Annotated in this window: 11 protein-coding genes; 10 read left to right on the forward strand and 1 reads right to left on the reverse strand. The window is 65.1% G+C overall.

Annotated elements, in window-relative coordinates:
* Nucleotides 1-59 precede the first annotated feature (59 nt).
* From AB688_RS16355 to AB688_RS16385, 7 genes are all read left to right on the forward strand, one after another.
* Entirely contained in the window at nt 60-1,634 is a 1,575-nt protein-coding gene (locus AB688_RS16355; RefSeq protein ID WP_063545137.1) for a diguanylate cyclase, read from the forward strand.
* Between the two features lie 64 nt (nt 1,635-1,698).
* Nucleotides 1,699-2,721 (forward strand): UV DNA damage repair endonuclease UvsE, encoded by a 1,023-nt coding sequence (uvsE, locus tag AB688_RS16360; protein WP_063545138.1) that lies wholly within the window; start codon nt 1,699-1,701, stop codon nt 2,719-2,721.
* An 83-nt stretch (nt 2,722-2,804) separates the two neighbouring features.
* On the forward strand, nt 2,805-3,158 hold the full coding sequence (locus tag AB688_RS16365) for a hypothetical protein (RefSeq protein ID WP_063545139.1): 354 nt from the start codon (nt 2,805-2,807) through the stop codon (nt 3,156-3,158).
* A gap of 366 nt (nt 3,159-3,524) precedes the next feature.
* On the forward strand, nt 3,525-4,037 hold the full coding sequence (fae, locus tag AB688_RS16370) for a formaldehyde-activating enzyme (RefSeq protein ID WP_063545140.1): 513 nt from the start codon (nt 3,525-3,527) through the stop codon (nt 4,035-4,037).
* Nucleotides 4,038-4,046: 9 nt separating this feature from the next.
* Entirely contained in the window at nt 4,047-5,081 is a 1,035-nt protein-coding gene (locus AB688_RS16375) for an aldo/keto reductase (protein ID WP_063545141.1), read from the forward strand.
* Nucleotides 5,078-6,517, forward strand: coding sequence for an NAD-dependent succinate-semialdehyde dehydrogenase (locus tag AB688_RS16380; RefSeq protein ID WP_063545142.1), 1,440 nt, complete (start codon nt 5,078-5,080; stop codon nt 6,515-6,517). The genes AB688_RS16375 and AB688_RS16380 overlap by 4 nt, the downstream gene beginning before the upstream one ends.
* A 97-nt stretch (nt 6,518-6,614) precedes the next feature.
* Complete coding sequence (locus tag AB688_RS16385) at nt 6,615-7,964, forward strand: MFS transporter (protein ID WP_063545143.1); 1,350 nt, start codon at nt 6,615-6,617, stop codon at nt 7,962-7,964.
* 15 nt (nt 7,965-7,979) lie between these two features.
* On the opposite strand, the gene AB688_RS16390 is transcribed toward AB688_RS16385, so the two are convergent.
* Nucleotides 7,980-8,855, reverse strand: a complete 876-nt coding sequence (locus tag AB688_RS16390) for a LysR substrate-binding domain-containing protein (RefSeq protein ID WP_063546755.1) — start codon at nt 8,853-8,855, stop codon at nt 7,980-7,982.
* A 292-nt stretch (nt 8,856-9,147) separates the two neighbouring features.
* Here AB688_RS16390 and AB688_RS16395 point away from each other — a divergent pair, with 292 nt between their 5' ends.
* From AB688_RS16395 to aldA, 3 genes are all read left to right on the forward strand, one after another.
* A complete protein-coding gene (locus tag AB688_RS16395) occupies nt 9,148-10,317 on the forward strand; it encodes a porin (protein WP_063545144.1) in 1,170 nt (389 codons plus the stop codon).
* A gap of 47 nt (nt 10,318-10,364) precedes the next feature.
* Nucleotides 10,365-11,303, forward strand: a complete 939-nt coding sequence (locus AB688_RS16400; RefSeq protein ID WP_063545145.1) for a LysR substrate-binding domain-containing protein — start codon at nt 10,365-10,367, stop codon at nt 11,301-11,303.
* Nucleotides 11,304-11,825: 522 nt separating this feature from the next.
* Nucleotides 11,826-13,250 (forward strand): aldehyde dehydrogenase, encoded by a 1,425-nt coding sequence (aldA, locus tag AB688_RS16405; RefSeq protein ID WP_063545146.1) that lies wholly within the window; start codon nt 11,826-11,828, stop codon nt 13,248-13,250.
* Nucleotides 13,251-13,304: the final 54 nt, after the last annotated feature.

The following is a 13,304-nucleotide window of genomic DNA, read 5'->3' on the forward strand; positions in this document are numbered from 1 at the left end:
AGCTGACTGCACGCATTCCGAGTAATGTTGCGCAAATCGACTTGCCAGTGAGTTCCGGATTGCCACACGCCAAGAAAGGCCTGCGCCTGGACCTGCGCACGCTCATCCTTCTGTTGTCGACACTCACCGCCGTGGTGATGTTGCTGACCAGCTACTTCGCCAGCTATCGGGTGCAGCGACAATTGCTGATCGATCACTCCCTGGAATCGAACCTGGTATATGCAGCCAAGCTGGCCTCGCTCACCGAACTGTTCCTGGAAGGCGCGCTCAAGCAGCTCGCGTTCAGTGCCGACACCAGTGGAGGGACGCTTGACGACACGGCCCGCCTGCAACGCGAAAGTGAACGCCTGCTGGCCCAGAGCAATGCCTTCAACTCCACCTTCTTCGTCGACAGCGAAGGTGTCCTGCGAGCGATCTCGCCCGCGCCCCTGCGCACCATGCTCGGACAACACCTGGAAACGCCGGGGTCACTGGAAGCGCTGCGTGAGCGCCGGGCGCTGATCTCGACGCCGTTCATTTCCAAGGCCAACAACCTGGTGGTAGTCGCCTCGCAGCCGATCTTCGCCAAGGACGGGCGCTACCTGGGTTATGTCGGCGGCAGCCTCTATCTACGCCAGCACAACATCTTCAACAGCCTGCTGGGTGAACATTTCTATCAGGATGGCTCCTACCTCTACGTGGTCGATCACAACCGCCGCCTGCTCTATCATCCCGACGCCGAACGGGTGGGCACGGTGGTGAATGACAACCCGCTGATCAATCAATTGCACCAAAAGCGCAGCGGCACCCAACAGTTCACCAACAGCCTGGGCAAGGAAATGATCGCAGGCTTCGCCACGGTGCCGATCAGCGGCTGGGGCATCGTCGCCCAGCAGCCGCTGGCACAGACCGTGCAACCGTCGCAGCGGCTGATCCTCAACGTGGTCGGCATTTCCGTACCGCTTGCCCTGCTCGGCGGCCTTGCCCTGTGGTGGCTCGCGCTGACCATCACCCGGCCACTCTGGCAACTGGCTGCCGGCGCCCGCAGCCTGGACAAGGCCGACACCCACGAACGCATCCATGCCGTGCGTGCCTGGTATTTCGAGGCCGCCGAGCTCAAGCGTGCCCTGCTGTTCGGTTTGAACCTGTTGCAGGAGCGCATCGGGCGCCTGAACCGGGATGTACAGACCGACCCGCTCACCGGCCTTGGCAACCGTCGCCACCTGGACCTGAGCTTGTCGCTGCTGCAGGCCGATCACCTCAGCTTCTGCGTCATCGTCCTGGATATCGATCATTTCAAGCGAATCAACGACCAGCATGGCCACGACATCGGCGACCAGGTACTGCGCTCGCTGGCCGAGCTGATGCGCACCTGTTGCCGCGAAGGCGATGTGCTGTGCCGCATCGGCGGCGAGGAGTTCCTCATGCTGCTGCCCGGTGCCAGCCTGGACGTGGCAATGAATGTCGCCGAACGCCTGCGCCGGATCGTCGCCGAAACACCGATCGCCCCGGTGGGTACGGTGACCATCTCGCTGGGGGTCGCGCATTGTGCAAGCGACGAACAAGATCCGGCGCTGGCCCTGAACCAGGCCGACCGCGCCCTCTACGTCGCCAAGCGCAGCGGCCGCAACCGCGTGGAAGCGAGCCAGGCCTGATCGCGCGGATCGCTTGCCGCCATGCCGCTGTCCAAGCTGACCGTACCCCCTCAGGAAATGTCCCATGCCGCGCCTCGGTTTCGCTTGCCAGTACCGCCATCCTCACCGCGACCAATCGATCAAGACGCTGGAGGCCATTGAACGCGCCTTCAATCCGCGCACCACCACGCTGCGGTGGCTGTCTGGCGCGAGCCAGGAAGCGGCACGTGCCAAGTTGCTGGAGTTGGTGGAGCACAACCTCGATGCCCAACTGCGCCTGCTCGACTATGTGGCCGAGCTGCCGCCGATGTTGCACATGGTGCGCCTGTCCAGCGACCTGCTGCCGCTGTACAGCCACCCCGAGGTGGCCGCCTTCTACCGCGAGCCCCCCGTCCAGGCGATGCTGGAGCAACGCTTCGCGCGCATCGGCGATTTCGCCCGAGCGCACGACATCCGACTGTCGTTCCATCCTGGCCAGTACTGCGTGCTCGGCTCGGACCGCCCCGAAGTGGTCGAGAACAGCCTGGCCGAGTTCGAGTACCACGCCGACATGATCCGCATGATGGGCTACGGTCGGCGCTTCCAGGACTTCAAGTGCAATATCCATATCGCCGGTCGCCTGGGTGCAGCAGGCGTGCGCGCCGCCTGGCCGCGACTGTCGCAGGAGGCGCGTAATGTCATCACGTTCGAGAACGACGAAAAGACCTATGGCGTGGACGATTGCCTGGCCCTGGCCGACCTTGCGCCTGTGGTGCTCGACATCCATCACTGCTGGATCCATGAAAATGACTACATCGACCCGCACGACCCGCGGGTTGCGCGGATCATCGACAGCTGGCGCGGCGTGCGGCCGACCATGCACTACTCGCAACCACCCGAGCGCCTGCAGGAACTGGGCTTTTGCGCCGGGGAAAAACTGACGATCAACCTGCTGCTCAAGCAGGTCAGCAAGCGCGATCTTTACCAGCACAGCGAACGTATGTGGAACGACTGGACCAATCGCTATGCTCTGCAGTTCATCGAGCGCTTCGACATCATGTTCGAGGCCAAGCACAAGAACCTGGCCACGCTGGATTTCTTCGAGCGCTATATTCAAGCACCCCAGTGACTGCGACCTCCGGTCGATCCATCCGCACATCGACACTGCGCCAAAGCCTTAACAAGGGTAAACCTTTGGACAGGAGATCGACCATGATCGGCAAACGCATACACGCAAGTCTCTTCGCACTGTGTCTGGCCACGGCCGCCCCATTGGCCCTGGCAGCCACCGACATGAACGACCAGCGCGCACCGGGTCAACAGCCCCACGGCAGCGGCACCATGCAGGACAACGGCAGTGGCACTGGCACCGGCACCGGCAGTGGCTCCCGCACGCCGGGTGACGGCATGGGCTCCGGCAGCGGTGGAACCGATCGCAACGATACCAATGGCACTGGCGGCGACGGCACTCGCAGCGGCTCGACCAGTGGCGGTACCGGCGGCGGCATCGGCGGAGGGGGTTCCGGTGGATCTGGAGGTTCCGGATCGGGCGGCAGCGGCAGCTAGCGCTTTCGCCGCCTGCAGCTCGAAAACCGCAAACCAGCGCAATCCATGTGGAGCTCATGTGGGAGCTCCAATGGCCTGCGCTGGTCTTCAAGGCAATGGCTCGTACAAGGCCCGCTGCACAGCTATGACCTGCCCTCATACCCTCTTGATTTCTTCTCCCTACTGCCTCCCCGCGCCGGCCTGATAAAAATCCTCACGACTGGCGACCGCCAGCACTGCTCGCCCAAAAACAACAAAGAGCGTCGCGCCATGCCTGCATTGCAGCTATCCCTTCGCCCTTGTTGCGTGCCGAGCACCTGATTTCGCGCCTCGCGCGGCAGGCGCCGCCGAGGCTTCGTTCATCCCGTGAGTGATCGAGGTTTTGTCATGAAGCAACTTGCCCTGTACATCGGCGAAGGTTTCGAAGGTCCCGGCGTCAACGCCGCGCACATCAACATCATGATGGGGCCACGCAACGGTCCGGCCGGCCAGGCCTTCGCCAACAGCCTGGCGTCTCCCAGCCAGGGTCACTGCCCGTTCATGGTCATCGCCCAGCCGAACATCCCGGTCAAACCCATGACCCTGTACGTCAACAAGGCGGTGATCGCCGGCGACCTGCACGCCAACGCCACGTGGGGGGCGTCCCAGGCCGGTATCGCCAAGGCGGTCACCGAAGCCTTGCTCGATGGCACCCTGCCAGCCGACGCCGAGGATGAATGGGCCATCGTTACCGCCAACTGGGTCAACCCGGCCTGCGACGATCTCGATGCCGTCTACCTGAACAACTACAACGCCTGCCGCACCGCGATCCGCGCCGCCCTCCAGGGCCTGCCGGCGCGTGCGCAGTTGGCCGATGTAGTCAATCAGATCGCCAACCCCTTCTACACCCCGAAAGCCTGAGGTCCGATCATGCAATACATTCGTCTGGGCAACTCCGGCCTGCAGGTTTCCAAACTGTGCCTCGGCACCATGAACATGGGCACCCCGCAGTGGAAGCCGTGGATCTTCGACGAGGCGGCCAGCGAGCCGATCGTGCGCCACGCGCTGGACAAAGGGGTCAATTTCATCGACCTGGCCGACTTCTATTCCGCCGGCGTCGGCGAGGAAGTGGTCGGGCGTATCCTCAAGCGTCTGGTACGGCGTGACGACGTGGTAGTGACGACGAAGGTCGGTTACGGCACACGCAGCGGCATCAACGCCAGTGGCCATTCGCGCAAGCACATCCTCGACGGCATCGACGCCTCGCTGCAGCGCGCCGGCATGGATTACTTCGACGTCTACATGCTGCATTTCTTCGACGTGAACACCCCCGTCGAAGAAACCATGGAAGCGCTCAACGATATCGTCCGCGCCGGCAAGGCCCGTTACATCGGGGTCTCGACCATGCTCACCGGGCAACTGGCGAAAATCCTCCTGGCCTGCGAGCGCCATGGTTGGGCCAAACCGATCAACATGCAGTTGCAGCTCAACTGCGCCTACCGCGAAGAAGAACGCGAGATGATCCCGTTCTGCCGCGATCAGGGCCTGGGCGTCTCGGTGTTCAGCCCGCTGGCCCGCGGCCTGCTGACTGGGGACGCCCAGTCGACCCGCAACCAGACCGACTTCTTCACCCAGCAGATGTACAGCGACGAAGCCTCGTTCGCCATCGCCCGTTCGGTACAGCGCGTGGCCCAGCGTCACGGCGTGTCCAACGCCCAGGTGGCCCAGGCCTGGGTCCTGCAACACCCGGGCGTGGACAGCATGCTGGTCGGCGCCGACTCCACCGCGCAATTCGACAGCGCCCTCGCGGCCCTGGACATGCGCCTGGACGAAGAAGACTTGTACGAACTGGAGCGCAACTACACGCCCTGCGACCTGATCAACGACTACACCGCCGGCAAGCGCATCCTGCGCATCGGTCGTCCGCCACGTGGCGACTTCGCGATCCAGGAGGCGGTGGCATGAGTACGTTGCTCAAGGCGGGTCACTACATCGACGGGCAATGGCTCAGTGGCGCTGCCACCTATCCAGTGCTCAACCCGGCCACCGGTGAAACCCTCGCCCAGGTGCCGCGCGGCGGCGCCGAGGAAACACAGGCGGCCATCGCTGCCGCCGAACGCGCCCTGCCCGCCTGGCGTGGCAAGCTGGCCAAGGAGCGTGCGCAGATCCTGCGCCGTTGGTCTGAGCTGATGCTCGAGCAGCGCGACGCCCTCGCCACCCTGCTAAGCCGCGAGCAAGGCAAGCCGCTGGCCGAAGCCAAGGGCGAAGTGGCCTATGCAGCAAGCTTTCTCGAATGGTTCGCCGAGGAAGGCCGACGCGTGTACGGCGACGTCATTCCTACGCCCAAGGCCGACGCGCGGGTGCTGGTGACCAAGGAGCCAATCGGTGTGGTGGCGGCGATCACGCCATGGAACTTCCCGCTGGCGATGGTCACCCGCAAGGTCGGCCCGGCCCTGGCGGCCGGCTGCACGCTGATCCTCAAGCCCTCCGAAGAGACGCCACTGTCGGCCTTCGCCCTGGCGCTGCTGGCCGAACAGGCCGGCGTACCGGCAGGTGTGTTCAACATCGTTTCCGGCGACGCCCCGGCCATCGGTGGCGCCCTGCAGGCCTCCACGGTGGTGCGCAAGCTGTCGTTCACCGGCTCCACCCGCACTGGCAAGCTGCTGATGCGCCAGGCCGCCGACACTTTGAAAAAGGTGTCGCTGGAACTGGGCGGCAATGCCCCGTTCATCGTCTTCGACGATGCCGACCTCGACGCCGCCGTGCGCGGAGCGATGGCCTCGAAGTTCCGCAATACCGGGCAGACCTGCGTATGCGTCAACCGCTTCTATATCCAGGACGGTGTGTACGAAGCCTTCACCCACAAGCTCGCCGAAGCCGTGCAGGCCTTGCGCGTCGGTGAGGCGCTGCAGGGCGAGACCGAGCAAGGGCCGCTGATCAACGCTGCGGCCCTGGCCAAGGTCGAGCAGCACGTGGGCGATGCCCTGGAGCACGGCGCACGCCTGCTCTGTGGTGGCCGTCGGCATGCGCTGGGCGGCACCTTCTACGAGCCGACGGTGCTGGCCGAAGCCACTACAGAGATGCTGATCGCCAACGAGGAGACCTTCGGCCCGGTGGCTGCCTGCTTCCGTTTCCAGGATGAAGCCCAGGTCCTGCGCCTGGCCAACGACACGCCCTATGGACTGTCGGCGTACTTCTACAGCCGCGACATCGGCCGTGTCTGGCGCATGGCCGAGGGCCTGGAGGCCGGGATCGTCGGCGTCAACGAAGGGATCATCTCCACCGAGGTGGCGCCGTTTGGTGGCATCAAGGAGTCGGGCATGGGCCGCGAAGGCTCCAAGTACGGCCTGGAGGATTACCTGGAGATCAAGTACGTGCTGATGGGTGGGCTGAACAGCTGATCCAGCCCTGTAGACGCGGCCTTGTGCCGCGTCTACACGTATCGCGCGCGACTCAGAGCAACGCCCCTGACCCAAACAATAACAACGAGGTGTCAACATGACGGGACAGACAATCAAGATCGACGACCTGCCGATCGGACGTTTTCATATCAAGATCGCCGGTCTGACCTTCGGCGCGCATTTCACCGACGGCTATATCCTCGGCCTGATCGGCATCGCCTTTACCCTGATCAATCCGCAGATGCAGTTGAGCCCTTTCTGGCAAGGACTGATCGGCGCCTCGGCGCTGCTCGGGCTGTTTCTGGGCAGCCTGTTCTTCGGCTGGATCTCCGACCGATTGGGGCGGCAGAAAATTTTCCTGATCAGTTTCGTGCTGATCACCCTCGCCTCGGTGATGCAGTTCTTCGTCGAGACGGCGACGCAACTGTTCCTCTGCAGGGTATTGATCGGCATCGGGCTTGGCGGCGACTTCAGCGTCGGCCACGCCATGCTCGCCGAGTTCTCGCCACGCAAGCACCGTGGCGTGCTGCTGGGCTCGTTCAGCGTGATCTGGACCTTCGGCTATGTCGCCGCGACCTTCGTCGGCACCGCCCTGCTGCCGCTGGGCGACGACGCCTGGCGCTGGATGCTGGCGTCCTCGGCCATTCCGGCAGCCATGATCCTCATCGCCCGCATCGGCACGCCGGAATCGCCACGCTGGCTGATGCACCAGGGCCGCGCCGAGGAAGCCCGGGCGATCGTGCGCAAGCACCTGGGTGCCAACGTGGTGCTCGACGACGAAATCGCCCGCCCCAGCCACAGCGGTTTCGCCGCGCTGTTCAGCCGTGAGTACCGCAAGCGCACAGCGTTCAACTGCCTGTTCTTCATCTGCATCGTCATGCCTTACTTCGCCATCTACACCTTCCTGCCGGCGATCCTGCAGAAGATGGGGCTGGCCGAAGGCTTCGGCACCGAGATGATGCTCAATGCCCTGCTGATCATCGGCGCGCTGCTGGGGATCTGGTGCACCATCAAGTTCAGCCGCCGAGGCTTTTTGATCAACAGCTTCCTGATCCTGGCGGCGGCGCTGTTCCTGCTGGTGCTGATGCCGAGCAGCATGGCCTGGGCGATGGTGGCGCTGTTCGGGCTGTTCACCCTGGTGCTGTCGGCGGTGAGCAACCTGGTCGGGGTGTACCCCGCCGAGAGCTTCCCCACCGAAGTGCGCGCCAGCGGCATCGGCTTGGCCACCGCCGCAAGCCGGCTGGGATCGGCGATCAGTACCTTCCTGCTACCGGTGAGCGTGGCTGGGATCGGCCTGAACCCGACCATGGCGATCCTCGCCGGGATCCTGCTGTTCGGGGCGCTGGTGTCGATGGCCTGGGCACCGGAGACCAAGAGCCTGTCGTTGGCCGAGGCCTGTCGCGGCGAGGAGAACCCGGCGCCTGCGGGCAAGGTGGCGTCGGTCTGATCGGACGCCGCAGTCTCAAGGATTGCTCACCACTGCCAGCCAATCGGCAAAGCGCTCCACCTTGGACAACCCGCGCTTGTCGCCCGGCACCTCCAGCCAGTAGCCATAAGGCCCGATCACCTCCACCGGGGTGATCGGCACAAGGCTGCCGCTGGCCAGTTCGCGCTCGATCATCTGCCGGTCGATCACCGCCAGGCCGCCGCCGGCCAGCGCGGTATGGATCACCTGGTCCAGGGTGCTGAACTCGATACCGCTGTCGGCATCGACATCGCTGCGCCCGGTGGCCGCCAGCCAGTTCTCCCACACCCGCAGGCGGCGGCCTTCATGGAGAATGTGCAGCAGCGGGTGATCGCGCAGGCACGGCTCGCTGCCGTCCTGGAACAGCTCGGGGCTGGCCACGGCGATGTGCCGTTCCATCACCAGCAAACGGCGATTGCCCGTGCCCTCGCCTTCGCGGCTGAACAGGATGCGGCAATCGAGCTCGCCGGGGTGTTCGTCGTCACGCTGGCTGGTGACGCTGAGGCTGATGTCCGGGTAGCGCTGCATGAAACCGCGCAGGCGTGGCGACAGCCAGCGGGTGGCCCAGGTCGGTGGCGCGAGGATGCGCAGACGCTGGCGCAGATTGGGCACGCGCACCGCCTCCAGTGCCCGCTCGATGCGATCGAAGGCCTCGCCCAGGTGCGGGGCCAGGGCGTTGCCGGCGTCGGTCAGGGTCAAGCCGCGCGGCCCCCGAACGAACAGCACCACGCCCAGGTAATCCTCCAGCTGCTTGATCTGTCGGCTGATGGCGCCCTGGGTGACGTTCAGCGCATCGGCGGCGCGATTGAAGCTGCGGTGGCGGGCAACTTCCTCGAAGACCTTGAGCATGTTCAAAGGCGGCAGGGTGCGCATGGTGGGGCTCTGCTGATCGTTGTTTTTGTAGGGCGATTCTACAGGCGTGCGACTGCCTGCAAACATGCGTTTTTCTCGGGTTACCGCTGCGTAATGCTCGTTTGTGCCGGGGCACGGGGGTTGGATAGGGTCGCCCCAATCGCGGGACAAGCCCGCTCCCACATGTACCGCGCCGTTCCTAAGCGCACCGCTGTATCTGTGGGAGGGGCGGTTCGCCGCTGCGACTTGCCCCGCGATTGGGCTGCACAGCGGCCCCAATAACGACAAGAAACCACCAAAGGTGCCTCCACCCATGCCCGCACTTCCGTTGCGTCACACCCTGCTTCCCGCCCTGCTGACCCTCAGCGCCGCCGCCCACGCCGTGCCGATCACCGAGAACCTCGACGTCGGCGGTGCGATCCGCGCACGCTTCGACCACGACCCCGACCGCAAGATCGACAAGGCCGGCCTGGACACCATCATGCTGCGCGCCAACTACGATTCGGACAGCTGGATCGGCGCCGTGCGCTACCGCTTCTATGGCAAGGCCTACCCCTACCAGTACACCGACAAAATCGGCGACATCCAGTTCGCCGAGTACGCCTGGGTCGGCTACAAGTTCGACGAGAACCGCCAGGTCCAGGTCGGCCTGAACAAGATCCCCTTCGGCCTGCAGCCGTACTTCGGCAGCACCTTCTACGAGACCCTCGGCAACGTGATTGGCCTGGAGGACGTCGAGGCGGTGGGCGCCAAGTACATCCACCAGCAAGGCGACTGGAACCTGCAACTGGGTCTCTACGGACGCCCCGCCTGGCCTGGCCGCGGCACCAGCAACGGCACCACCTACTCCAGCGTGGTGACCTCGGCCGACGACTATGTCGCCAACGGCAGCCGCAACCAGGAGCGCCAGCTCGCCGTGGCGCGCCTGGCGCGCTCGTTCAAGCTCGGCGACTGGCAATCGGAGGCCGGCATCTCGGGCCTGACCTCGCGCCTGGAAAACCGCGACACCCACGACGACGGCCGGCGCAATGTGATCGGCGTGCACTACCTGGGCAAGAACGGCCCCTGGGGGGTGCAGATGCTTGCCGCGCGCCAGCAGATGTCGCCACGCAACCCGGACAACAGCGAGCGAGTGACCTTCGGTGGCTACGACGGCACCTACAACGTCGCCAGTCGCGGTAACCTGTACGTCGGCGACCTCAGCTACAGCGTGCCCGGCACCTTTCTCGGCGACTGGGTCAGCGGAGTCACGCTGTATGGCAACTACAGCCGCTTCGACAAGTCCGCCAGCGGCTTCGACAGCTCCGAACGCTTCATCCTCGGCACCTCGTTCTCGGTGCGCAGCTTCTACATCGCGGTGGAGTGGCTCAACGGACGCAACGACCCGTACATCGGCGGCAGCAGCTACACCGAAAGCCTCGCCCAGGGCGGCACCGACCATTGGGAGAACCAGCTGTACATGAACATCGGCTATTACTTCTGAAACCCCGGGCCGCTGTGCGGCCCCACTCCCACCAGGAGACCCGGCGAGTGAAACGCAAGATCCCGGCACTCAACGCCCTCAAAGCCTTCGAGGTGGCCGGCAGCACCGGCAGCTTCACCCGCGCCGCCGAACTGCTCAATGTCACCCAGAGCGCGGTCAGCCGCCAGGTGCGTCAGCTTGAAGAGCAGCTTGGCGAATCGCTGTTGCAGCGCCGCCACCATCACCTGCAGCTCACCGACGCCGGGCGTACGCTGCTCAATGCACTGCAGCAATCGTTCGACCGCATCGAGCTCACCGTACGCGGCATCCAGCAACGCCAGCACCCCACGCGCATCCGCCTCAACGCCCCGCCAACCTTTGCCAGCCGCTGGCTGCTGCCGCGCCTTGGGCGCCTGCGTGAGGCGTGTCCGGGCCTGGAGGTGACGCTGACGACCCAGCTGCAGGACAACCTCGCGGAAATCGCCACGCTCGACTGCGCGATCCGTTTCGGCAATGGCGAATGGGACGGCCTGGACAGTTCGCTGCTGATGCACGAACGGCACATCGCGGTGTGCTCGCCCTCGCTGCTGGCACAGCAGGAGGAGCGCCGGGTCGACCTGCATCACATGACCTTGCTGCATGTCCTGGCCCGCGAGGACCAACGCTTCCTGACCTGGCGCCACTGGCTGGACGCCGCCAGGATCCAGGGCGTGGACCTGCGTGGCGGCTATGAATTCGACCTGCTGGACATGGCCATCCGCGCCGCCATCGACGGGCTCGGCATCACCATCGCCGACCGGCAGATGGTCGCCAGGGAGCTGGCTGCCGGGCAACTGGTGCAGGTGCTGGATGTGCAGGTCGACGGCCACCAGTCGTACTGGTTCGTGACCCGACCGGACCAGCAACTGCCCGCGCATGTGGAGCAGTTTCGCGAGTGGCTGATGCAGGAAGTGTGGCTGGCCGAGCGCAACCTGGGTGGGCCATCGGAGGTGGCGGTCTGCGAATAGGCGCCGCCGCCATCGCGGGGCAAGTCGCGGCGCCGAACCGCCTCCAACAGCCCCGCAACTTCTGAATACTGCTCCAGTTACCTGTTGAGCAACTGTCTTGCTCAAAAATCTGAGGCCTGCCCAATCCCTGTGGGATCGCGTTTACCCGCGAAAAGAACACCGCGGAGCATGGCACCGGCTACGCCGGTGATCGCGGGACAAGCCCGCTCCCACAGGGATTGGGCTGGCCTTGGATTTTTGAGCAAGACAGGTGCCCACAGGTACCGCGCCGATTTCAGAGTCGTTGGGGTACCCGCAGGAGTGGCGGTTCGGCGCCCCGCTTGCCCACGAAGCAGTCCCCACTACAGCTCAAGTAACATGCGTTTTAAGCACATTACCCCCACGCATTAATCGTTTGTTCCCCGTCCCTGCCTGCGACAAATTGTTCGCCATAACCCACAAGAAAAACCGCTGCGCCAGCGCCGCCCCGTGCCCGCTCGCCAGCCCCTTGTGGGCCCGTTCACCCCGCAAGCGGACAATTTCATGCGTACAGAGCACAACTTCATCGACGGTCGCTTCGTCGTCGCCCCCGAGCAACCCGCCCTGAGCGTGTTCGACCCGGCCACCGACGTGCAGGTCGGCAGCGTCAGCGCCGCCAGCCTTGCCCAGGCGATCCAGGCCGTCGAAGCCGCCAGCCGCGCCCAGCGCAGCTGGGCTGCCCTGCCCTCGATCGAGCGTGCCCAGCACCTGCGCCGCCTGGCCGATGCCCTCGAAGCCTGCGCCGACGACATCGGTGCAGCGCTGGCCTGCGAATCCGGCAAGGCCCCCGGCGAAGCCCGCAACGAGGCGCTGTACGCCGCCGAGATCACCCGTTACCACGCCGAATGGGCACGCCGCATCGAAGGCGAAGTGATCCCTAGCGACACCCGCGACGAAACCCTCCTGCTCAAGCGCGAAGCCATCGGCGTGGTCGCCTGCCTGATCCCGTTCAACTACCCGGTCTACACCTTGCTGCGCAAGGTTGCCCCGGCGCTGATCGCCGGTAACACCGTCGTCGTGCGCCCAAGCAACAACACCCCGCTGTCGGCCTTCGCCATCGCCCGCGCCGTGCAACAGGCACAACTGCCCGACGGGGTGATCAACATCCTGGCCATGCAGCACGATGTCGCCGCCACCCTCTGCACCCAGCCGGCGGTCGGCATGATCACCCTCACCGGCAGCGTGCGCGCCGGGCGCACGGTGCTCGAATACTGCAAGGCCAACATCGCCAAGCCCTCGCTGGAGCTGGGCGGCAAGACCCCGGCCATCATCGAGGCCGATGCCGACCTGGAGGCCGCTGCCGCCGCCATCGTCGCCTCCAAGACCACCCACTGCGGCCAACTGTGCACCGCCATCGAGCGCGTCTATGTGCAGGCCAGCGTGCACCAGCGCTTCCTTGACCTGCTGCGCGACAAGTTCGCCGCCGTGCGCATCGGCAACCGCGCCGAGGATGCCGCCTGCATGGGCCCGCTGATCAGTGCAGGCTCGCGCGAGGAGATCCACGCCAAGGTGCAGCGCGCCGTGGCGGCCGGGGCCCGTATCGAAACCGGCGGCTACCTGCCCGAGGGCCCAGGCAATTTCTACCCCGCGACCCTGCTCAGCGCTTGCCGCCAGGACATGGAAATCGTCCAGGAAGAGACCTTCGGCCCGGTGCTGCCGGTACTGGCCTACGACACCCTCGACGAGGCCCTGGCCATGGCCAACGACCACCAGTTCGGGCTGTCGTCGGTGCTCTACAGCGAGAACTACCGCAGCGCCATGAAGCTGGCCAACGCCATCGAGGCTGGCGAGCTGTACGTCAACCGCACGCCTGCCGATCCGTACCAGGGCTACCACGCCGGCTGGAAACGCTCGGGGTTGGGCGGCGATGACGGCAAGCACGGCATGCTCGAATTCACCCAGACCCGCCTGGTGGTCCTCAAGTACTGACCCGCGCAGGGCACGCTGCCTGCGTGCCCTGCTCCACTGCCCTGCGACAACCCC

The sequence above is a fragment of the Pseudomonas putida genome (assembly GCF_001636055.1).
GTDB classification, from domain to species: domain Bacteria; phylum Pseudomonadota; class Gammaproteobacteria; order Pseudomonadales; family Pseudomonadaceae; genus Aquipseudomonas; species Aquipseudomonas machongensis.